Here is a 20,219-nt window from a genome sequence, read left to right on the forward strand (position 1 = left end):
GGCCCCGCCCCGGGGGGCCGCGGCGCTCTGGCCGCGGGGGCGTGGCGCGCCCGCGCCCGGCGTGGGGCCGAACGGCTTGCCGTACGGGCTCGTGGTCGTGGTGGCTCGCGGTCGTGGCGCGTGGCAGTCGGAGCGGCTCGCGCTCGTGGCGGCCGACGGCTGCGGCGGCTCGCGGACTCGCGGGCCTACCGGCTCACGAGGTCTTCAGCAGCGACCAGTTCTGGTAGGGCCGACCGTTCGCCTGCTGCAGCTCCAGCAGCCAGCCACCGTAGTACCAGCGGTCGCTGAGCCCCAGCACCAGCGAGCCACCGTTCGCCGTGACGGTGAACCCGCCCTCGGCGGCGGTGAGCTGCCACGCCTGCGCGGCCGAGTCGGAGCACGGCTGCTGGGCCACGTACTGCCCGGCGACCGGGGCGCCGCCGAGTTGCAGGCACTTGCCGGAGCGCGCCGACTTGATCCGCACCGCGCCGTTGCCGGCGTCCTCGAACTGCCACTTCTGGTTGGCGTAACCGGTGCGCTGGTAGGCGATGGCGACCGTGCCGTCGTTCATCGAGCTGCCCCACAGGTCGGCCGCCTGGCCGGTGAGGCCGTTGACCATGGTGTAGTTCGCGCCCGGCTGCGGGCGTCCGGCGTCGGAGACGGTACGGAAGGTGGCGGCGCGGCCGGGCTTGCCGACCGCACCGGCGGCGTCGCGGACGGCGACGGCCACGGTGTACGAGGTGCCGGGGGCGAGGCGGACCAGGCCGACCACGGTCGAGCGGACGGTGCCGATCGCCTGGCCGTTCAGCAGGACGTCGTAGCCGGCCGCCGAGGGAGCGGCCTTCCAGCTCAGCATGACCGAGTTCTGGGTGATCTGACTGACCGTCACCTCAGGAGCCGTGCTGCCCGAAGTCGGGGTCGCGGTCGGCGACGGGGAGCCGGTCGGCGTGGCGGTGGGGCTGCCGGAGGGCGTCGGGGACGGCGAGGGCGTGCGGGTGGGCGAGGCCGTCGCGGTCGGGGTCCCGGTCGGAGTCGGAGTCGGGGTCGGGGTCGGCGTGGGGTTCGGGCCGTTGCCACCGCCCGCGATGAGGAAGCGGTTGTTCGCGACGTTCCAGTGGGTGGTGAGGTAACTGCCCGGCGCCGGAGCGGTGTTGTAGTAGTCGTCGTGGTTGCAGTCGAGCCGGTCGTCATGGGCGCGGTCCGGGCAGACGGTCCGCATCTGCGGGTAGTTGGGTGCGTCCGAGTAGCACATGATGTCCCACTCGTCGGTGCAGTGCCCGGCCTTGCTGGAGTTGGGCGCGCTGTTGTTCACCGCACCCAGGTTGTGACCGAGTTCGTGGGCGGCGGTGCTGCCGCTCCAGCAGCCGGAGTCGGTCCGGCCGTACGAGGGGCCGAAGTTGCTCAGGTTGTCCTGGCCGGGGCGCTCGTCGCCGGCGAAGGTGCCGATCCCGCAGTACACCTTGGCGTCGGTGAACATCATGTACTTGCGGTCCTTGCGGTTGAACCCCTGCGCGGCGAGGGCCCGGTTGCTCGCGTTGAAGTCCTGGATCTCGGAGTCGGAGATCTGCACGTTCAGCACCGAGGCGCTGCAGTCGCCTTCGGTGACGAAGCGCACGTGCCGCTCGCCGCCGGTCTCCGCGGCGCTCGCGTTGTAGATGACGTCGACGTCGGCGGCCCACTTCTTGAACGAGGGCAGGTACTGGGCGAACCGGTCGTTGCCCGGGGTGTGCACGTACACCACCTGGACGCGATTGCCGCTGCTGCCGTCGCCCTCGCAGACCAGCTTCGATCCGGCGGGCGCGGCCGCGGCGGGTTCGGCGGCGGCGCTGCCGGTGCCGGTGCCGCCGAGCAGCGCCTTCTGCGTGGCGTCCAGGACGGGCGCGGAGCCCTTCAGCAGGTCGGCGGCGGCGGGCGGCTGGGCACCGGCAGCCGGGGTGAGCGCGGGCGCCTGCGCGGCCGGGGCCGCGACCGGCGCGACGTCCTGGTGGATGTCCACGCCCTTGGGCGGCACGTCCGGGCCGTGGCTGCACTGGGTGCTGCCGGTGACCTCCAGCGTGCCGCCGCAGCGGTCGCTGCCCGGCAGGCTCAATCCGGCGTAGACCAGACCGCGTTCGGGCTGGTCCTTGGGTATCGCCTTGAGCGGCACGGCCTTCTCGTCCCGCTTCGGGGCGGGCGCCTGGGTGGCGCCCTCGGCGGTGCCGGTCTCCCCCGGCCCGTCGCCGACCGACCCGGCCTGCGACCCCGAGTCGCCGGCCGCGTCCGCCGCGGCCGTGACGGCGCCGTGCCCGGCGGTCGACTCAAGCGCGGTGCGGATGCCGAGCGTCCCCGCCACCAGCCCGGCCGCCACCACGGCGGCGACCAGGGCGCTCCTGCGGGTGAGCCTGCGGCGCTTCCGCCGCCGCAGCTCGCTGCTCCGGTGTCCCATCGCGTTCCTTTCCTCGTGCGACGACCCGCGCCCCGTAGTGAAGGGGACGCAGGCCTTCCGACACTCCGGAGAGCGGACGGGACCTCAGGGAATAACAGAAACCTCTTGCGAAAACTTTCGACTTTTTCGATCGGGCTTCGCAGCCGACGGCTCGGGGGGACCGTCCGCACCCGAAAGGACCGCCCAGGAGCAGCCCGGGACGGCCCGGGACGGCGCAGGAGTGCACCGGGGAGCGCACCCGCCTCCGGGTGCGCTCCCCGGCGCCTGTCGGGCCGTCAGCGAGAGGCGGCGCTCAGGCCGCGGCCTTCACGGCCCCCGCCCCGAAGGAGGCCGGCACACCGGCGGCACCGCAGCCGCCGTGCAGTCGGGCCAGCGCGCTCGCCAGAGCGAGGCGGTCCCCGGCCAGCCAGAGCCGCAGGGCGGCGGAGAGCGCGGCGCTGGCCGGTCCGGCCGACGGCCCGCCGGTGCGGGCCAGCCGCTCGCCGAGCAGCGGCAGCAGGTCGGCGACCGCGGCAGGCAGCCACAGGGTGAGGGCGAAGGGCGCGGGCCGGGCCAGCACCCGCTGCAGCGGCAGCACGGACGCGTCGTCATGCAGGGCGGGGATGACCTCCAGCAGGCCGTCCACCGCCACGTCGGACACGTCGCCGCCGTGCCCGCGCGCGAGTTCGCGCAGCAGCGCCCGCTCGGCTGCGGTGATCCGGACGGTCAGCATGACCTCGTCGCAGTCCATGGTCCCGGCCCCTCGTCGTGGAGTTCGTGGAGTACTGGAGTTTCGTGAAGCGCACTGGCGCACTGGCGCGCCGGAGCACCGACGTGCCCGAGCACCGGACGTACCGGGGCACCGAAGCACCGGACGTGCCGGGGCGCCGGAATTCGTGGAGCATCCGTGTGCGGTCGTGCCGTCGCCGTGTCAGTCCCGTGCCGACAGGGTTCCTGCCCCGATCCGGCCGTCCGACACCGGTTCGATCAAGCCGTAATGGCCGTCATAGCGGCGGTAGAGCACCCGCAGCCGGTCGCCGCCGGGTTCGGTGTACCCGAGGAAGGGGCGGCCGGTGAGCCAGAGCCGGCGGGCCGCCTCGGCGAGGTGGAGCCGCGGTACGGCCGCGCCGCCGACGGCGTGCTGCTCCACCGCGCCGCTCAGCGGGCAGCGGTGCACCAGGCCGTCCCGCCCTGTCTCGGCGTCCGTGAAGAGGTGGAACCGCCGGTCCAGCACGAGCAGTTCGTGCGCGGCCTGCCTCGGGGTGCGGACCGCGAGCACCACCGTCTTGTGCCGGGCGATCCGCCGCCCGGCCAGCGGGCGGTCCACGAACTGCGGGCGATAGGCGCTCTCGTAGGTGGCGGCGAAGCCGATGTCGCCCTGCTCGCGCAGCCGGACGACCCGCCCCGCGAGCGTCCCCAGCACCAGGTCGACGGACTCCCGCGCGGTCCCGGTGGCCAGTTGCACCCGCACCGGTCCGGCGTCCTCCAGCTCGACGTCCGCCTGGGCGAGCGCCGGGCGGCTGAGCCACCGGTCCGGGCTCGACATCCGGGTCAGCCGCAGCCGCAACGCGTGCGTGTCCGGCCCGAGCGCCGTGGCCGTGGCCAGCGCCCGGGCCCTGACGTACTCGGCGTCCTCGCGCGGTAGTTCACCGCGGATCTCCACCCGGACATCGAGCGCGGGCCGGTGGCGCAAACGAGTCATCGGACTCCTCCTTCTCCGCCACCATGCTGGCCCTCCGACGGCCGCGCGGCGAGGGTCCAAAGACCCTGCGGTCGATCCCGGCCGCGGACCTTCCGGCCCAGGACATCGGCGCAGGTCAACCCGGCTCTCCGGGCGAGCACGGACGGGTCAGGGCGATCGGCCGTTGGAGTGATCCCCGCGCGTTCGGCGCAACGCCCGCGGAAACGGCGCGTTTGCCATGGCGTGCGCCCCTCCAGCGAGGGTGCGCGCGGGGACCGGCCGGCCGGTCCCCCAGCCTCGCGGCCGACCCGCCGGTGCCCCTCCCGGTACCGTCCGCGCCGGCCTCCTGTGAGAGGTAGTGTCATGAACCTGATGACTGTGACCCGAAAGCGGATCGTCCCTCCGAGAACCGACCCGCGCCCGTCCCCCCTGGCCCGCTCGGCCGTCCCGCCGCTCGCCCCCGGCGCCCTCCCCGGCCTCGGGCACGCAGCCGCCCTGCTGCGCGACCCGCTCGGCTTCCTCGGGTCCCTCGCCCGCCACGGCGGCGTGGTCCGGATCCGGCTCGGACCGCGCACCGTCTGCGTGGTCACCGACGCCCGGCTGGTCCACACCCTGCTCGTCGCGCTCGCCTACGACTGCCCGCGCGGGGCCGTCCAGTCCACCCTCAGGACGGCCTTCGGCGACGGCCTGCTGATGTCCGAGGGCCAGGCCCACCGCGACCGGCGCCGGATCATCCAGCCCGCCTTCGGCCCGGACCGGATGGCCGGGTACCTGACCGTGATGCACCAGGTCACCGAGGAACGGGCCGGACGCTGGCGTCCCGGTCAAGTCCTCGACGTCGCCAAGGAGATGAACCACCTGGCCCTGGAGATCGTCACCCGCTCGCTGTTCGACGCCCGGCTCAGCGAGGACGCCACCCTCGCCTTCCACCGGGCGCTGCCGGACCTGGTGAAGGGTCAGATCGTCCAGTCCCTCTACCCCCACCCGGCGCTCGCCCGGCTGCCCCTGCCAGTCAACCGGCGCTTCGACGCCGCCGTGCGGGTGCTCAACCGGGTCGTCGACCAGGCCGTCAACGGCCCCGCGGCGAAGGCGCGTTCCACCGACCGCCAGGACGGCCAGGACAACCGGGACGGGCAGGACAACCGGGACGGGCAGGACGGCCGGAGCACCCTTCCCGCCCTGCTGCGCGCCGCGACCGACCCGGCCACCGGTCGCCCGCTCACCGAGGCCGACGTCCGGTCCGAGGCGATCACCATGTTCGGCGCGGGCACCGAGACCGTCTCCACCACGCTGACCTGGCTGCTCGACGAACTGCTGCGCCACCCCGAGGTGGAGGCCCGGGTGCTGGCCGAGCTGGACGAGCACCTGCCCGCCGGGGCCGTCCCCACCCCCGAGGCGCTGGCCCGGCTCACGTACACCCGCTGCGTCACCCAGGAGGTGGTGCGGCTGCACGCGCCCAACGCCTTCCTGATGCGCACCGCCCAGGCGCCGGTCGAGCTCGGCCCGTACCGGATCCCGGCCGGCACCGAGCTGCTGTACAGCCTGACCGCGCTGCACCGCGACCCCGTGCGCCACCCCGAACCGCTCGACTTCCGCCCCGAGCGCTGGCAGGACGGCGGCGGCGCCGGACGGCCCTCCTTCCTGCCCTTCGGCGCGGGCAAGCACAAGTGCGTCGGGGAGGCCTTCGCCTGGGCGGAGCTGACCGTCGCGGCGGCCGCCATCCTGCGCCGCTGGCGGCCGGTGGCCCTGCCGGGGGTACGGGCCCGGGAGGTGGTCTGGACCACGGTCCAGGCGCAGGGCCTGCGCGTCCGGCTGGCACCGCGCGAGCAGCGGGCAGCCGGCGGGGCACCGGCCGCCGACGGGGCTCACGCCGCCGACGCGGAGCGGCCGTCACCCGCGGCGGCACCGGGCGGCTGCCCGTTCACCGGCAGCGCCCCAGCGCCGGCCCTGCCACCACGGCCACCCGGCGAGCTGCGCGCCGCCGCCGACCGGCACGCCGACTGGGCGGTCCGCCACGGCCTGCTCACCCCCGCGGAGCTGCCCGGCTACCGGGCCTACGCGCTACACGAGCTGATCGGCCATGCCTTCCCCCGCGCCCGGGGCACCGAACTCGACCTGCTGGTGGACATGCTGGGCTGGTTCACCATCCTGGACGACCGCTTCGACGGCACCCCCGGCCACCGCCCGGCCGAGGCCCACGCCCTGGTCGACCCGCTGATCGCGGTCCTCGACGGCGAGGAAGCCTCGCCGGACTTCCAACTCCTGCCCCCCTGGCGGGAACTGTGGAACCGTCAGACCGCGTCGATGTCCCCCGACTGGCGCGCCCGGGCGGCCCGCGAGTGGCGGGCGTGTCTGGCCACCTTCCCCGCCGAGGCCGACCACCGCGCCCGCGGCACCGTACCCGCCCGCGGCCTCGCCCTGGCCGACACCATGCGGCTGCGCCGACACGGCAGCTGCCTGTACCCGTTCATGAACATACTGGAACGGGTCCACGGCGCCGACGCTCCCGCCGCCCTGCACGCGGAGCCCGCGCTGCACCGCCTGCGGGCCAACACCGCCGACGCCGCCACGCTGATCAACGACCTCTACTCGCTGGAACGGGAGGAACGGCAGGCCGCGGCCGCCTTCAACACCGTGCTCACCCTGCAGCGGGCCCGCGGCTGCACCCGCAGCCGGGCCGTCCGCGCGGTGCGCGACCGGGTCGCACTGCTGCGCCGGGAGAGCGAGGAGCTGCGCCGCGACCTGCAGCGCCGCCACCCGGCGGGACGCTGGTACCTGGACGGCACCCGGGAGCTCGTCGCGGGCGTGCAGGCCTGGACCAGCACCAGCGACCGCTACCTGGTGCCGGAGGACGGGCAGCGGCGCCGGTGAGCGGTCGGGCCCCGCAGCCGAGCCGGCCGCCCCCGGTGGGCCCGGCCGCGCCCTGGTCGCATCAACCCCGGTCGCGCTACTTCCGGCCGCCGAGCGCGAACAGCAGCAGCACGAAGCCGGCGAACAGGTGCGTGGCGAAGATGTAGATGCCGGCGCGGATCAGCATCGCCTTGCGGCGTCTCTTCTCCTCGCTCGTGCTGTCGCTCATGGCGGACGGTTCTCCCTCGGGTCGTGCGGACGGGCCGGTCGCGGCTCAGCGGGGCGGCCGGCCACCGGATGCGCGCAGCTCGGTGAGCAGCGCGCCCTGGTCGGTGATCAGCTCGGTCAGGATCCGGCGGGCCGCGCGCAGCAGGTCTGCGACGTCCGGTGTGCTGAGCGCGTACACCACCGTGTTGCCCTCACGGGTGGCGGTGACCAGCTGGGTGCGCCGCAGCACCGCGAGCTGCTGGGAGAGGTTGGACGGTTCGACCTCGATCTCCGCCAGCAGCTCGCGCACCGGTCGGGGCCCGTCCTGGAGCAGTTCCAGGACCCGGATCCGCACGGGGTGGCCGAGGGTGCGGAAGAAGTCCGCCTTGGCCTGGTACAGCGGGATCGGCATCGTCCGCGCGCCTCCCTCGGATCCGGGTCGGAACCGGCTCGGTGGTCGTCCTGACCGGGCGGGTCCGTGCCGCGGTCGGTAGGCATCATCGCGGACAGATGAAGATTTCTTCAAGTCGTCACAGCTCGGCGGCCTCCCGCCGACGCGCACGAGTGACCCACGTCACGCCTGCGGCCGCGTCCGGGCACGCCGACGCCGAGCCCAGGACGCTGCCAACTCCCGGGCTCGGCAGTCACGGTGACGAGCCGTCAGCAGACTACAGGCACATCGACCGTCACCGGGGCCGGTCCCCGCCAGATCGCCTCGACGGAGAAGGAGGCGTGCACGGTCGAACCGCACGGCACGGTCGCGGCGATCCCGTCGACCCGCACGGTGCTGACCGTGAACACGGTGCGGCCGCTCACCGAGCCGAGCGAGTTGCCGCCGACCACGTCGGCCGACAGCCGGGTGAGCAGCTCCTGCGGCGCCGGCGGCCACGGAGTGCCCGGGGACGGCGGGCCGGCCAGCCCGATCTGCCCGTACAGCACGACGCTGTCGCCGGTGACGTCGGCGCAGACCTTGGTGGACAGTCCGGCCTGCAGCCCGGACCACCCGCACGTGGTCACCGTGGTGGTGGCGGCAGCGGTCGGGGCCGAGGCGAACGCCGGCACGGGCGCCGCGAACAGGGCGACGGCACCGGCGGCACCGGCCGCGATCCTGGCAATGCGGTTCATCGGTTCCTCCTTGGGAGGCATTGAGGACGATCAGGACGATCAGGAACAGGTGGCGTGGCACATATGACATTTCATAGGTCCACGACAGGAATCCTGCCATGCGATTCCTGCACCCAGAGCGGCTTTCGCCCTTGGAACCATTGCCTCGACCGAAACCAGGCCTTCGATGGCTTGATCACCCTCGACCGGCCGAACGCCCGCAACCTCCCGGGCGACGTCCGCATTGACCCCAGGTGAACCGCTTCCGCACCGCAGCCGCGAGCGTCCTCCGCCCAGGCATCAGCCGACCGGCACCCACCCGCGCCGCGTTCGGCCGGCCGGCCGAGCAAGGCGGTCAGTCGAGCAAGGCGGTCAGTCGAGCGAGGCGCGCAGGGCGTCGACGCGGGAGACGGCGGCGGTGAAGGCCTGACGGTCGAGGCGGCCTGAGTCGAGGGCGGCGGCCAGGGCCTCGGCGGCGTCCTCGGCCTGCCGCGGGTCGCGGCCGGAGCAGAGCATCAGGTCCATGCCGGCCTCCGCGGCGGCGATCGCGCGGTCGCCGGTGTCGCCGTACGGGTCGAGCGCGCCGGCCTCCATGGCATCGGTGACGGTCACGCCGTCGAAGCCGAGCCGGCCGCGGAGCTCGCCCTGGATGACGGCGGGCGAGAACCCGGCCGGGCGGTCCGGGTCCAGCGCCGGGTACACCGCCCAGGAGGCCATCACGAGCCGGACGCCCGCCGCGATGGCGGCCCGGTAGGGCGCCTCCTCCCGGGCCCGGATCCGTTCCAGCGGGATGTCGAGGGTGACCGGGCGCTCGTCGGTGTTGCCGTCGCGGGCGGCGGCACCCAGACCCGGGAAGTGCTTGGCGGTGGCGGCCACCCCGAGGCTCTGCTGGGCGGCGAGGAAGGCGCTGCCCAACTGCCCGACGGTGGAGGGGTCCTGGCTGTAGGAGCGCTCGGAGTGGTCGATGAAGTTGTCCGGGGTGTCGTAGACGTCGAGCACCGGGGCGAGGTTGACGTTGAGCCCGGCGTCGGCGAGGGTCCGGGCGGCGCCGACGCCGGAGTCCACCGCGGCGGCCCGCGGGTTCGCGGCCGATCCGGTGCGGCGGGCGGAGAGTTCGGGCGCACCGGGCAGCCGGCGGACCTTGCCGCCCTCCTGGTCGGTCATCAGCAGCAGCGCGCGCGGATTCGGCGCCTCGGCCGCCGCATGCGTCAACTCGCCTACTGCTGCGGCGAGTTGTTCCGGACTGATGACGTTCTCGCCGAACAGGATCACCCCGGCCGCCCGGCCCTCCCGGATCGTCCGCAGCACCTCGGGCGGCGGCGTCGGGCCCGGGTACGAGAGGACGATCCGCCGTCCGGCGAGCACGCGGGAGTCCTCCTGGTCCTGGGCGGTCATCGCGACGGTCCTCTCGGGGTGGGTGCGGCGCGACTCGGAGGCGGCCCCGGTCGGTACGGGCCCGAGTGCGGCCCCCAGGACCGTCAGCACCGCCCCGAACTGGGCGACTCGCCGGAAGGGAGCCATCACGCCTCCTGGGTCGACAGCGGACTACGGCCCGTCAGCGTACCCACGGCCCGGTTCCGCCAGTCGAGTCCCGCACCAGATTCCTCCGATAATCCGACTTGCACTGCGCCGGGCGGACCTAGGGTGGCCGGATGTTCGACCGGCTGGAGATCAGGATCCTGCCACCGGGCCCGCGCACCGCCGCCGAGCCGCGGGTCCGGGCCAACGGCGAGGACCCGGTGGCCGAGGCGGCCGACCCCTGGTGGCACGCCGCCGACCGGGACCGGACCGCCGGGGCGGTCACCGCTGACGGAGCCGCACCGGAACGCTGAGGCCGGACCGGCGCTGCGGTTTCCCTCTCGACCTCGACGTCCGCCGGGTCATCGTGAGCGGCCCGCGTCCCGCCGTTCACCCTCGGCCGCCGACCGGGTGACCGTCCGGCCCCGCCCCGAGGGCGCGTACGAGAACGGGCGTCCGGCGGGGCCCTGTGGCCGTGCTCAGCCCGCGTGGCGGACCAACCGCCCCAGGACGGCGATGCCTTCGGCGATCTCCGGTGGCGAGCCCGCCGCGTAGCCGAGGACCAGACCGGGCGGGGACGGCAGCCGGGTGTGCCAGGAGAGCGGCTGGACCTTCACGCCCCGGGCCAGTGCGGCGGTGGCCAGCTCGGTGTCGGTACAGCCGAGGTCCTCCGGCAGGGTGAGCATCAGGTGGAGGCCGGCCGCCGCGCCGTGGACGGTGGCGCCGGGGAGGTGGCTGCGGACGGCCTCGATCATGGCGTCCCGGCGGCGACGGTGGCGGCGGCGCAGCAGCCGGAGGTGGCGGTCGAGTTCGCCGGATTCCATCAGGCGGGCGAGGACCAGCTGGGGCAGGACCGGGTTGCCCAGGTCGGCGAAGCGCTTGGCGTCGAGGACGGCCTCCCGGAGGCGGGCCGGCACCAGCAGCCAGCCGGTGCGCAGGGCGGGGGCGAGCAGCTTGGAGATGCTGCCCGCGTAGCAGACCCGGTCCGGCAGGGCGGCCCGCAGCGCCGGGACCGGCGGCCGGTCGTAGCGGTGCTCGGCGTCGTAGTCGTCCTCGATGACCAGGCCGCCCTCCACTGCCCAGCGCAGCAGCTCGCGGCGGCGGTCACCGCCGAGGACGACGCCGGTCGGGTACTGGTGCGCGGGGGTGAGCAGGACCGCCGGGGCGCCGGTGGCGCGCAGGGCGTCGACCCGGATGCCCTCGGCGTCGACCGGGACGGGCGGGGTGGCGGTGAGCCAGTGGGCGAGGTGCCGGCGGGCGCCGAGCGAGCCCGGGTCCTCGACCGCGACCTCGGTGATGCCGGTCCGGTCGAGGGCGCGGCCGAGCAGGGCGAGGGCCTGGGCCGCCCCGGCGACGATCAGCACCTCGTCGGGATCGGCGCGGATGCCCCGGTTGCGGGCGAGCCAGTGGGCGACGGCCCGGCGCAGGGCGGGGGTGCCGCGGATGTCGCCGTAGCCGAGGTCGTGCGCGGCGAGGCCGTCGAGGACGGCGCGTTCGGCGCGCAGCCAGGCGGCGCGGGGGAAGGCGGCGAGGTCGGGCACGCCGGGGGTGAGGTCGATCCGGGCAGGGGTGCCGCGCAGCCGGTCGAACACCTCGGAGTCGGGGTCGTCCCGGAACAGCGCGGGCACCGCCGGCCCGGGGCGGGGCGGCTCGGGTGCGACGGCGACGGCGGGCACGGCCGGACCCGGGACCGGGACCCCGACCACGACGGTGCCGCCGCGCCCGCGCCCGGCGAGCTGTCCTTCCTCGGCGAGGCGCCCGTAGGCGTCGGTCACCACCCCGCGGGAGACCCCGAGGTCGGCCGCCAGCACCCGGCTGGCGGGCAGTCGGCTGCCGGCCGGCAGCCGGCCGTCGGCGACGGCCTCGCGCAGCCGGCGGGCGAGCCAGTCGGTGAGGCCGCCGGGCGGGGCGTCGGCGGTGTCGAGCTGGAGGAAGTCGGCGCCGGTCTCTTTGGACCGGTCGGACACCGTGGCTTTGGACCTGTTCACCGGACCATAGTGGCGCGAGGGTGGGGCCATGACCACGGAAACGGCACGCTCCGAGAACCCCGGCTACGTCCACGGCTATGCGGACACCGAGGCGCGGCGCCTCGGCGACCAGGCGGACACCCTCGCCGAACTGCTGCACGCGGGCACGGCGTACCCGGACGGCAGCCGGGTGCTGGAGGCGGGCTGCGGGGTGGGGGCCCAGACGGTGCACCTGCTGGCCGCCGGACCGGGCGTGCTGCTCACCGCGATGGACCTCTCGGCGGAGTCGCTCGCCCACGCCCGCGCCCGGGTCGCGGCGCAGGCACCCGGCGCGGACGTCACCTGGCACCACGGCGACCTGCACCGGATGCCCTTCCCGGACGGCGCGTTCGACCACGTCTTCCTCTGCTTCGTGCTGGAGCACCTGCCCGATCCGGCGGCCGGGTTGGCCGCGCTGCGGCGGGTGCTGCGGCCGGGCGGGACGATCACGGTGATCGAGGGCGACCACGGTTCGGCCTTCTTCCACCCGCAGAGCCCGGCCGCCCGGCGGACGATCGACCACCTGGTCCACCTGCAGGCCGCGGCGGGCGGCGACGGACTGCTCGGCCGCCGCCTCCACCCGCTGCTGACGGCGGCCGGGTTCACGGACGTGGCGGTCCGCCCCCGGACGGTCTACGCCGACGGCGGCCGCCCGGCCCTGGCGGAGGGCTTCACCCTGCGGACCTTCGTCGCGATGGTCGAGGCCGTCCGGGCGGAGGCGCTGGCCGCCGGGCTGACCACGCCGGAGGCCTTCGACCGGGGCATCGCGGACCTGCGCCGCACGGCCGAGCCGGGCGGGACCTTCCACTACACCTTCTTCAAGGCGGTCGCGGTCAACCCGTGAGGCCGGTGCTGCCGAGCACGTCCGCTCGGCCCGGGACCGGCCGGCGGCGCAGGCGGGCCGGGCGGCACAGGCGGGCCGGGCGGCATCGGCCCCGGGTCGGCGTCAGTCCGTACCGTCGCCAAGGGTCGCCAGCAGGGTGCGCATCGCGTCGACCAGGGCGGCGGTCCGGGCGTCGTCCAGGCCTTCGAGGAGGCCGAACTCGGTGGCGAGGTGGTCGGGCAGGGCGCGCTCGATCAGGGTGTGGCCCTCGGGGGTGAGGGCGACCTCGCGGCTGCGACCGTCGTGGTCGCTGCGGGTCCGGGTGACCAGACCGCGGGCCTCCAGGCGGTCGAGGCGCTGGGTGATGGCGCCGGAGGTGACCATGGCGGACTGCATCAGGCCGGTGGGGGTGAGGCGGTAGGGCGGGCCGCTGCGCTTCAGGGTGGCGAGGACGTCGAAGGAGGCGGCGTCCAGGCCGTGTTCGGCGAAGGTGCGGTTGAGCGCCGCGTCCACCAAGCGGTAGAGGCGCTTGAGCCGGCCGAACACCTCCATCGGGGAGACGTCCAGGTCGGGCCGCTCGGCGGCCCACTGCGCGACGACGCGGTCCACATGATCTGCCACGGCTCCAGGGTAGGCGATCGGGGCCGGATCCCTTAGCGGTGAGGTAACCGTGAGCCACATCACCACTGGCACCGGTGAAGGATGTCTTAGCGCTGAGATACATTGGCTTAGTGCTAAGACATCGTCTCGCCGTCGTGCTGGTGACGGCCCTCGCCCCCGCCGTCTGGGGGACGACCTACCTGGTCACCACCGAGTTGCTCCCGCCCCACCGTCCACTCCTCGCCGCCGTCCTCCGCTGCCTGCCCGCCGGGCTGCTGCTGATCGCCCTCACCAGACGGCTGCCGCAGGGCACCTGGTGGTGGCGCGCGCTGATCCTCGGCGCGCTCAACATCGGGGCGTTCCAGGCCCTGCTCTTCATCGCCGCCTACCGCCTGCCGGGCGGCATCGCGGCCACCGTCGGCGCCGTCCAGCCGCTGATCACCGCCGGGCTCTCGGCCGCGGTCCTCGGCGACCGGCTCACCCTGCGCACCGTGCTCTCCGGCATCGCGGGCGTGGCGGGCGTCAGCCTGCTGGTCCTGCGGGCCGGCGCGAAGCTGGACGCCCTCGGGCTGGCCGCCGCGCTCGGCGGCGCGGTGGTGATGGCCGTCGGCGTCGTGCTCTCCAAGCGCTGGGTGTCCCCCGCCCCGCTGCTCGCCACCACCGGCTGGCAGCTCACCGCCGGCGGGCTGCTGCTGGTGCCGGCCACGCTGCTCACCGAGGGCGCGCCGCCGACCCACTACACCGCCGCCAACCTGCTCGGCTACGCGTACCTCTGCCTGATCGGCGCGGCCGTCACCTATGCGCTCTGGTTCCGCGGGCTGCGGGCGCTGACGCCGACCTCGGTCTCCTTCCTCGCCCTGCTCAGCCCGGTGGTCGCCACCGTGATCGGCTGGCTGGCGCTCGGACAGGACCTCAGCCCGCTGCAGGCGTTCGGCGCGCTGGTCGTGCTCGGCTCGCTCGTCGTCGCCCAGACCCGGCGGCCCGGCACCACGGGCCCGTCCGCGCCGGTGGCCCGGTCGGCCGCCGCGCCACCGGTGCGCGAGCACGCCTGAGCCCCGTCCGTCCGTCCGCACACCTGTCCGCCCGCCTCTCGTTCGAGGAGAACTCCCCATGCGCATCACCGTGTTCGGCGCCACCGGCAACGTCGGCGGCCGGGTCGTGGCCGAGGCACTGGCGCGCGGCCACCAGGTCACCGCCGTCCTCCGGGACCCGGCCAAGCCGCACGACCTGCCGCCCGCCGCCGCCCTCGCGGTCGGCGACGCCCGCGACCCCGAGGACGTCGCCCGGATCGCCACCGGACAGGACGCGGTGATCACCGCCACCCGCCCGGTGCCCGGCAGCGAGCACGAACTGGCCGTCGCCACCGAGGGACTGCTGACGGGCATCGCCGGGACGGGCGTACGGCTGCTGGCCGTCGGCGGCGCGGGCAGCCTCACCGTCCCGGGCTCCGGCGGCACGACCCTCGCGGAAGCCCCCGGGTTCCCCGCCGAGATCCGGCCGATCGCCCTCGCCTGCAACGAACAGCTCGACCTCTACCGCGCGGCCGGCCCCACCGTCGACTGGACGTACCTGAGCCCGGCCGCGTTGCTCGAACCGGGCGTGCGCACCGGCCGGTTCCGGCTCGGACGGGACGAGCTGCTGGTCGACGCCGACGGCAACTCGGCGATCTCCATGGAGGACCTCGCCGTCGTCCTGCTCGACGAGGTCGAGCGGCCCGCCCACCGCCGCACCCGGTTCACCGCCGGATACTGACCGGCCGGGGGCGACGGCCCCGGACGGAGGGTGTATCCAGCACCACCCCGAAGAGGGAGGTCCGCATGATGGATCGTCAGGGCGGCCCCGGACAGGATCGTTCCCGTGACGAACACCGCCTCGACCGACATCAACACCGCTGCCGCATCGACCGGCGCCAACACCGCCACCGCTGCCACCGCCGAGCCCCGCGTCCGGCGCGCCGCGCTGGCCGTGGCCGCCGCCCTCCTCGCCGGCCTCGCCGCACCGGCCACCGCCGGTGCGGCCACCGCCCGCGACCCGGGCGACGCCGACCCGGCACCCGCCCGCTACACCCACCAGACCCTGACCTGGCAGCCCTGCGCCGCCCAGCCCGCCCTGGACTGCGCCACCATGGCCGCCCCGCGCGACTGGCACCACCCCGGCACCGGGGCCGACCTGACCATCGCCGTCTCCCGGCACCGCGCCACCGGCCCGGCCGAACGCAAGGGCACCCTGCTGATGGCGGCCGGCGGCCCGGGCGCCTCCGGCCTGCTGCGCCCGGCCGGCCTGGCCAAGGCGGCCCCGGCCGTCGCCGCCGCGTACGACATCGTGGGCTTCGACCAGCGCGGGGTCGGCGCGAGCACCAAGGCGGTGTGCCAGACGCCGGAGGAGTTCCGGGAGTTCCTGGCCGGCGACTACCGCGACCAGTCCCCCGCCGCGATCGGCCGGGTCGTCGCCGACGCCGAGAAGCTGGTCGCCGGCTGTCAGGAGCGCAGCGGCGACCTGATCCGCTACCTGACCACCGAGCAGACCGCCCACGACATCGACCTGTTCCGCGCCCTGCTCGGCGAGCGCAAGCTCAGCTACTACGGCCCGTCCTACGCCTCGATGATCGGCGCCTACTACGGCACGCTGTTCCCGCACCGGGTCGAGCGGATGGTGCTGGACAGCAACATCGGTTTCGAGGGCACCTGGGAGACGTTCGAACTGGGCCAGCCGATGAGCTTCCAGCGCCGTTTCGACGAGGACTTCGTGCCCTGGCTGGCCGCCCGGGACGCCACCTACCACTGGGGCTCGACGCCGGAGCAGGTGCGGGCGCACTGGGAGCGGCGGCGCGCCGCGCTGCACGACGCGCCGATCGTCGAGGGCTCGCTGACGATCGGCCCCAACCAGCTCGACAACCTCGCGATCGGGGCGATCTACCAGGCCTCCCACTTCCCGGACCTCGCCGGGCTCCTGGTCACCGTCGACCACTGGGAGACCGCCGACGCCGCCACCAGGACGGCGGCCGCGACCGCGTTCAACAGCTACCTCAGCCCGGACTTCCTCGCCGAGTACTTCTCGGTGACCTGCAACGACACCCCGTGGACCAAGGACCTGGACACCTGGGTACGGCGCGGCGCCGAGAACACCGCCCGCTGGCCGCTGGTGGGCGCCCGGACGCTCGCCTTCAGCGCGGTCTGCGCCGCCTGGCCGGTCGCCCCGGCGCCCGAGGTCAAGGTCACCGGCGCCCACCTGCCGACCACGCTGATGCTCAACTCGGTCCACGACCCGGCGACTTACTACGAGGCGGCGCTCGGCGCCCATCGCGCGCTGCGCGGCTCGAAGCTGGTCACCGTCGCCGGGAACGGTGACCACGGCCAGTACCCCGGGCCCGACTCCTGCGTCACCGGCGTGGTCGAGCGCTACCTGCTGGCCGACCGGGCGCCCGCTCGGGACCATACCTGCGTTTCGCCGCGGACGAGTTGAGCCGGCCCCCGGTCGACCTCCTGTCGGGCCGACCCCGGTCAGCCCCGGTCAGCTCCGGGCCCGGCCCGACAGCCCGGCCCGGAGCCAGGCGAGGCCGACCGCCAGCCCGGCGAAGCCGCCGACGGCGAGCTTGATCCCCGCCTTGGCGACGATCCAGCCGATCCCCGGCACGGCCCACCCCAGCCAGTGGAAGACGGCCAGCAGCACCGCCGAACCGCACAGCGCGGCCAGCACGGTGACCACGACCGCGGCGGCCCGCGGAAGCTCCTGCGGACCGCCGTCGTCGGCGGCCGGCACGGCGCCGTCCGTACCGCCCGCGGCCTCGTTCACCACGTCGTTCGTGTTCCCCTCACCCATGCAGCGATGATACGACGTCAGCGCCGGACCTGGTGGGTGTCCCCGAGGTGCTCGCCGGTCTCGTCGTCGGGGAAGCTGACGGCCATCGTGACGCGGTACTCGTGGACGTCCTCCCGGTGCCCCGGCACCCGGGCCCAGGCCAGCGAGTGCACTTCGGCGTCGGGGGCCTGGCGGCACCAGGCGGCCGCCTCCTCCAGGGCGCGGGCGGCCGACAGCCCGGTGCACACCACGGCGGTGTACGCGGCGACCGCGACGTCCCCACCGGAGCGACAGGTCCGCGACACCGCCCGGACGGCGGCGGCGGCCTGGGTCAGGTCACGGGCCAGGTCGTCCACCACCCGAGGGGGCGCCGGCAGCACGACCGCCCCCTCGGCGACGGTCTCCGGCAGGTTGGCGCTCACGGTCTGGACCTCCATCCGCATCATCACGCGGCACAGCATGCCGGGCGGTGCTCCGTGGCATGCCCACTTTCACCAGAACGTCACCCGTCCAGGGCGGAGTTGGGGACGGCCCCTGGCGCCCGGGGGCCCGTCCTGCTAGGGGAGGCGCGCCCGCAGGCCGGACGTTCCGGCAGGTCAGAGGGGTCGGGCGCGGGCGCCGCCGGGGAGCCCGAAACGCCGCGCACGTACCACCCCCGTGCTCCCGACCGCCGGTCCGGCGCCCGCGGCGCCCGTCCCACTGCCGTTGGGGCCTTGGTCAACTCCCGGTACCGGCACGGGAGATGCCGCCGTCAGTGGACGGAGCAGTCGCAGGCCACGGGCGCCGAACCGCACCCCCGGGGGCGGCCGTACCCCCGCTGAGGTGCCGCGTTTACCCCTCGGTGGGCCCCGGGGCCCCTCCCGGTCACCCTGTCCCTGTCAGATCGTCGTGATACTAATCGTCCGGTCGGCGGGTGCCGGCGCCAGGTGGACGGGCACGATGACGGCAGCTCAACCGTTCCGGGAGGGTCCGGACGGTGACGGGGAGGGGACACGGATGACGGCGAGGTTCGGCAGCACCGAGGGCGGGCGGAAGCTCCGGATCGGCAAGCGGGTCACGGGGACGGCGGCGACCTTCGCGGCGCTGGCCGCCCTGACCGGCTCCCAGGTGACGGGCCTCGGGCTCGCGCCCGCCGCGGTCGCGGACGCCGGTCCGACGAACGGCGCCAGCGCCCAGGGCGCCGACCTCCACCAGCCCGGCGGCACCCCCGCGCCCGGCACCCCCGGCACCTTCGGCACGGGTGTCCCGGCCGACGGCGGCAGCACGCTCCAGTTCCCGCTGCCGCCCGGCGCGCTGCCCGGCTCGCCCGTCGCCGGCCCGTTCGCGGCCACCGGGCCCGCGCTGCCCTCGACGGTGCTCGCCGCCTACCGCCAGGCCGAGGCCTCGCTGGCGCAGCGCTCTCCCGGCTGCCACCTCCCCTGGCAGTTGCTGGCGGCGATCGGCCAGGTCGAGTCCGGCCAGGCCAACGGCGGCCAGGTGGACGCCGCCGGCACGACCCTGACCCCGATCCTCGGCCCGGCGCTGGACGGCAACGGCTTCGCCGCGATACCCGACACCGACGGCGGCCGCTACGACGGCGACGCCCGCTGGGACCGCGCCGTCGGGCCGATGCAGTTCATCCCGTCCACGTGGGCCTCCTGGGGCGTGGACGCCAACGGCGACGGCAAGGCCGACCCGAACAACGTCTTCGACGCCGCCGAGACCGCCGGGCACTACCTGTGCGCGGGCGGCCGCGACCTCGCCGACCCGGCCCAGCTCGACCGGGCGGTGCTCAGCTACAACAACTCGGGCGAGTACCTGCGGACCGTCCGCACCTGGATGGCGCACTACGGCAGCGGCACGGTGACCACCGTCCCGAACCGCCCGTCGTCCTCGCTGCCGTCGTCCTCGCTGCCCTCGCCGTTCCTCCCGGTCCTCAGCGGTGGGACGGGCGGCGGCGGTACGCCGACCACGGCCCCGGCTCCGGTGCCGACTCCGACTCCGACTCCGACTCCGACCCAGGAGCCGACCACGCCGGTGCCGCCCGCCCCGAACCCGTCGCCGACCGCGCAGCCGACCACGCCCCCCACCACGGCGCCCACGCCCACCGGTTCGCCGTCGCCCACCGCGACGCCGACCGGCACGCCGACGACGACCCCGACCGGTACGCCCACGGCCTGCCCGGACCCGACGGCCACGGCCACGGCCACCCCGACCGGTACGCCCACCGGCACGCCCACCCCGACGGGCACCCCGTCCCCCACCGCCACACCCACCGGCACCCCGACCGCGACGCCCACCGGCGCCCCCGGCTGCCCGACCCCCACTCCGACCCCGACCCCGACGGACACCCCGAGCGCGGCGCCCACCGGCACCCCCGGCACCACCCCCAGCGCCTCGGTCTCGCCGTCGGCCGCCCCGGCCGCGAAGAAGTGACGTGAAGGGGCGCGGTTCCCCGTGCGGGAACCGCGCCCCGGCCCCGGGGCGCGACCGCCGCCCCGCACCGACTCCGTGCCGCCTCAGAGGTGCTTGACCAGCTCCGGCATCAGGTCCTGGAAGGTCCGCCCGCTGGCCGGCTGGCCGATCGCGGTCATCTGCCACCCGGCCGCCGTGCGCTGCACCTTGGCCATGATCTGCGCGGTGTACGGGCCGCCGCCGGTGAGCGTGTAGCGGGCCAGCTCGGCGCCGGTGGTCTCGTCCACGAGCCGGCAGAACGCCGCCTCGACCTCCTGGAACGTCTGCCCCGTGAAGGAGTTGACGGTGAAGAGGATCTGGTCGACCTCGGCCGACACCCTCGCCAGGTCGACCGTGATCGACTCGTCGTCGGTCGCGCCGCCGGAGCCGCCGACCAGGTTGTCCCCGCTGTGCCGTACCGAGCCGTCGTTGCTGGTGAGGTGCTGGAAGAAGACCACGTCCACCGGCCGCCCCTGGGCGAACAACACCGCCGAGGCGTCCAGGTCGATCTCCCGGCCGGCCGCGAGCAGCTTGGCGAAGAAGCCCTTGCGCTCCGCCGCCTTCCAGCCGAGGCCCATCCGGACCAGGCTCAACTGCCCACCGCCCGGCTTCTCCAGGCTGATCTTCTGCCCCTTGGCCAGCGAAACGCTCATCGCGTCCTCCTCGTTCTGCACCGCCGCGTGCCGCGAATCTACAGCACTGTAGAAAAATTTCTGATCATCCGACGGCATCCTGCGAACACCCCCTACCCCGCGCTCCCCCGGGCCTCACCCCCGAGGACGGTCCGCACACTGAGGGAACCGGCGGTCCGACGTC

19 protein-coding genes are annotated in these 20,219 nt (G+C 75.1%); 7 read left to right on the plus strand and 12 right to left on the minus strand.

The features are described from left to right. Window positions 1-193 precede the first annotated feature (193 nt). The 3 genes from AB0Q99_RS18255 to AB0Q99_RS18265 form a co-directional block, all read right to left on the minus strand. Entirely contained in the window at window positions 194-2,404 is a 2,211-nt protein-coding gene (locus AB0Q99_RS18255) for an RICIN domain-containing protein (protein WP_363572917.1), read from the minus strand. A gap of 292 nt (window positions 2,405-2,696) precedes the next feature. Next, complete coding sequence (locus AB0Q99_RS18260) at window positions 2,697-3,134, minus strand: hypothetical protein (RefSeq protein WP_363572919.1); 438 nt, start codon at window positions 3,132-3,134, stop codon at window positions 2,697-2,699. A gap of 180 nt (window positions 3,135-3,314) precedes the next feature. Continuing rightward, the gene (locus tag AB0Q99_RS18265; protein WP_363572921.1) at window positions 3,315-4,085 is read right to left on the minus strand and encodes a sigma 54 modulation/S30EA ribosomal C-terminal domain-containing protein; all 771 of its coding nucleotides are present in this window, start codon (window positions 4,083-4,085) and stop codon (window positions 3,315-3,317) included. A gap of 351 nt (window positions 4,086-4,436) precedes the next feature. Here AB0Q99_RS18265 and AB0Q99_RS18270 point away from each other — a divergent pair, with 351 nt between their 5' ends. Then, window positions 4,437-6,935: a cytochrome P450 gene (locus tag AB0Q99_RS18270; protein WP_363572923.1), complete on the plus strand. Its 2,499-nt coding sequence runs from the start codon at window positions 4,437-4,439 to the stop codon at window positions 6,933-6,935. A 76-nt stretch (window positions 6,936-7,011) separates the two neighbouring features. Here the strand turns inward: AB0Q99_RS18270 and AB0Q99_RS18275 are convergent, their stop codons facing one another. From AB0Q99_RS18275 to AB0Q99_RS18290, 4 genes are all read right to left on the minus strand, one after another. Further along, window positions 7,012-7,143, minus strand: a complete 132-nt coding sequence (locus tag AB0Q99_RS18275) for a DUF6126 family protein (RefSeq protein ID WP_363572925.1) — start codon at window positions 7,141-7,143, stop codon at window positions 7,012-7,014. 45 nt (window positions 7,144-7,188) lie between these two features. Next, the gene (locus AB0Q99_RS18280) at window positions 7,189-7,533 is read right to left on the minus strand and encodes a metalloregulator ArsR/SmtB family transcription factor (RefSeq protein ID WP_363572927.1); all 345 of its coding nucleotides are present in this window, start codon (window positions 7,531-7,533) and stop codon (window positions 7,189-7,191) included. A gap of 248 nt (window positions 7,534-7,781) precedes the next feature. Beyond that, window positions 7,782-8,246 carry a hypothetical protein gene (locus AB0Q99_RS18285; protein ID WP_363572929.1) on the minus strand — a complete coding sequence of 155 codons (465 nt, stop codon included), beginning with the start codon at window positions 8,244-8,246 and terminating at the stop codon, window positions 7,782-7,784. Between the two features lie 351 nt (window positions 8,247-8,597). Beyond that, window positions 8,598-9,746, minus strand: coding sequence for a glycoside hydrolase family 3 N-terminal domain-containing protein (locus AB0Q99_RS18290; protein WP_363572931.1), 1,149 nt, complete (start codon window positions 9,744-9,746; stop codon window positions 8,598-8,600). 131 nt (window positions 9,747-9,877) lie between these two features. On the opposite strand from AB0Q99_RS18290, the gene AB0Q99_RS18295 reads away from it, so the two are divergent. Beyond that, complete coding sequence (locus tag AB0Q99_RS18295) at window positions 9,878-10,057, plus strand: hypothetical protein (RefSeq protein WP_363572933.1); 180 nt, start codon at window positions 9,878-9,880, stop codon at window positions 10,055-10,057. 165 nt (window positions 10,058-10,222) lie between these two features. Here AB0Q99_RS18295 and AB0Q99_RS18300 read toward each other — a convergent pair whose 3' ends face one another. After that, complete coding sequence (locus tag AB0Q99_RS18300) at window positions 10,223-11,731, minus strand: PLP-dependent aminotransferase family protein (protein ID WP_363572935.1); 1,509 nt, start codon at window positions 11,729-11,731, stop codon at window positions 10,223-10,225. 28 nt (window positions 11,732-11,759) lie between these two features. Here AB0Q99_RS18300 and AB0Q99_RS18305 point away from each other — a divergent pair, with 28 nt between their 5' ends. Beyond that, on the plus strand, window positions 11,760-12,593 hold the full coding sequence (locus tag AB0Q99_RS18305) for a methyltransferase domain-containing protein (RefSeq protein ID WP_363572937.1): 834 nt from the start codon (window positions 11,760-11,762) through the stop codon (window positions 12,591-12,593). 102 nt (window positions 12,594-12,695) lie between these two features. Here the strand turns inward: AB0Q99_RS18305 and AB0Q99_RS18310 are convergent, their stop codons facing one another. After that, entirely contained in the window at window positions 12,696-13,193 is a 498-nt protein-coding gene (locus AB0Q99_RS18310; protein ID WP_363572939.1) for a MarR family transcriptional regulator, read from the minus strand. A gap of 110 nt (window positions 13,194-13,303) precedes the next feature. Here AB0Q99_RS18310 and AB0Q99_RS18315 point away from each other — a divergent pair, with 110 nt between their 5' ends. From AB0Q99_RS18315 to AB0Q99_RS18325, 3 genes are all read left to right on the plus strand, one after another. After that, a complete protein-coding gene (locus AB0Q99_RS18315; protein WP_363572941.1) occupies window positions 13,304-14,224 on the plus strand; it encodes an EamA family transporter in 921 nt (306 codons plus the stop codon). A 58-nt stretch (window positions 14,225-14,282) separates the two neighbouring features. After that, window positions 14,283-14,924 (plus strand): NAD(P)H-binding protein, encoded by a 642-nt coding sequence (locus tag AB0Q99_RS18320; RefSeq protein WP_363572943.1) that lies wholly within the window; start codon window positions 14,283-14,285, stop codon window positions 14,922-14,924. A gap of 105 nt (window positions 14,925-15,029) precedes the next feature. Then, window positions 15,030-16,634 carry an alpha/beta hydrolase gene (locus AB0Q99_RS18325; protein ID WP_363572945.1) on the plus strand — a complete coding sequence of 535 codons (1,605 nt, stop codon included), beginning with the start codon at window positions 15,030-15,032 and terminating at the stop codon, window positions 16,632-16,634. A gap of 48 nt (window positions 16,635-16,682) precedes the next feature. Here AB0Q99_RS18325 and AB0Q99_RS18330 read toward each other — a convergent pair whose 3' ends face one another. Together AB0Q99_RS18330 and AB0Q99_RS18335 are read right to left on the minus strand one after the other, a co-directional pair. Continuing rightward, window positions 16,683-16,991 carry a hypothetical protein gene (locus AB0Q99_RS18330; RefSeq protein WP_363572947.1) on the minus strand — a complete coding sequence of 103 codons (309 nt, stop codon included), beginning with the start codon at window positions 16,989-16,991 and terminating at the stop codon, window positions 16,683-16,685. A gap of 17 nt (window positions 16,992-17,008) precedes the next feature. After that, on the minus strand, window positions 17,009-17,431 hold the full coding sequence (locus AB0Q99_RS18335) for a hypothetical protein (protein ID WP_363572949.1): 423 nt from the start codon (window positions 17,429-17,431) through the stop codon (window positions 17,009-17,011). Window positions 17,432-17,966: 535 nt separating this feature from the next. Between AB0Q99_RS18335 and AB0Q99_RS18340 the strand changes: the two genes are divergently transcribed. Next, window positions 17,967-19,385 (plus strand): lytic murein transglycosylase, encoded by a 1,419-nt coding sequence (locus tag AB0Q99_RS18340; protein ID WP_363572951.1) that lies wholly within the window; start codon window positions 17,967-17,969, stop codon window positions 19,383-19,385. A gap of 83 nt (window positions 19,386-19,468) precedes the next feature. On the opposite strand, the gene AB0Q99_RS18345 is transcribed toward AB0Q99_RS18340, so the two are convergent. Next, the gene (locus AB0Q99_RS18345) at window positions 19,469-20,056 is read right to left on the minus strand and encodes a TerD family protein (RefSeq protein WP_363572953.1); all 588 of its coding nucleotides are present in this window, start codon (window positions 20,054-20,056) and stop codon (window positions 19,469-19,471) included. Window positions 20,057-20,219 lie beyond the last annotated feature (163 nt).

The organism is Kitasatospora sp. NPDC086791 (genome assembly GCF_040685975.1).
GTDB lineage: Bacteria > Actinomycetota > Actinomycetes > Streptomycetales > Streptomycetaceae > Kitasatospora.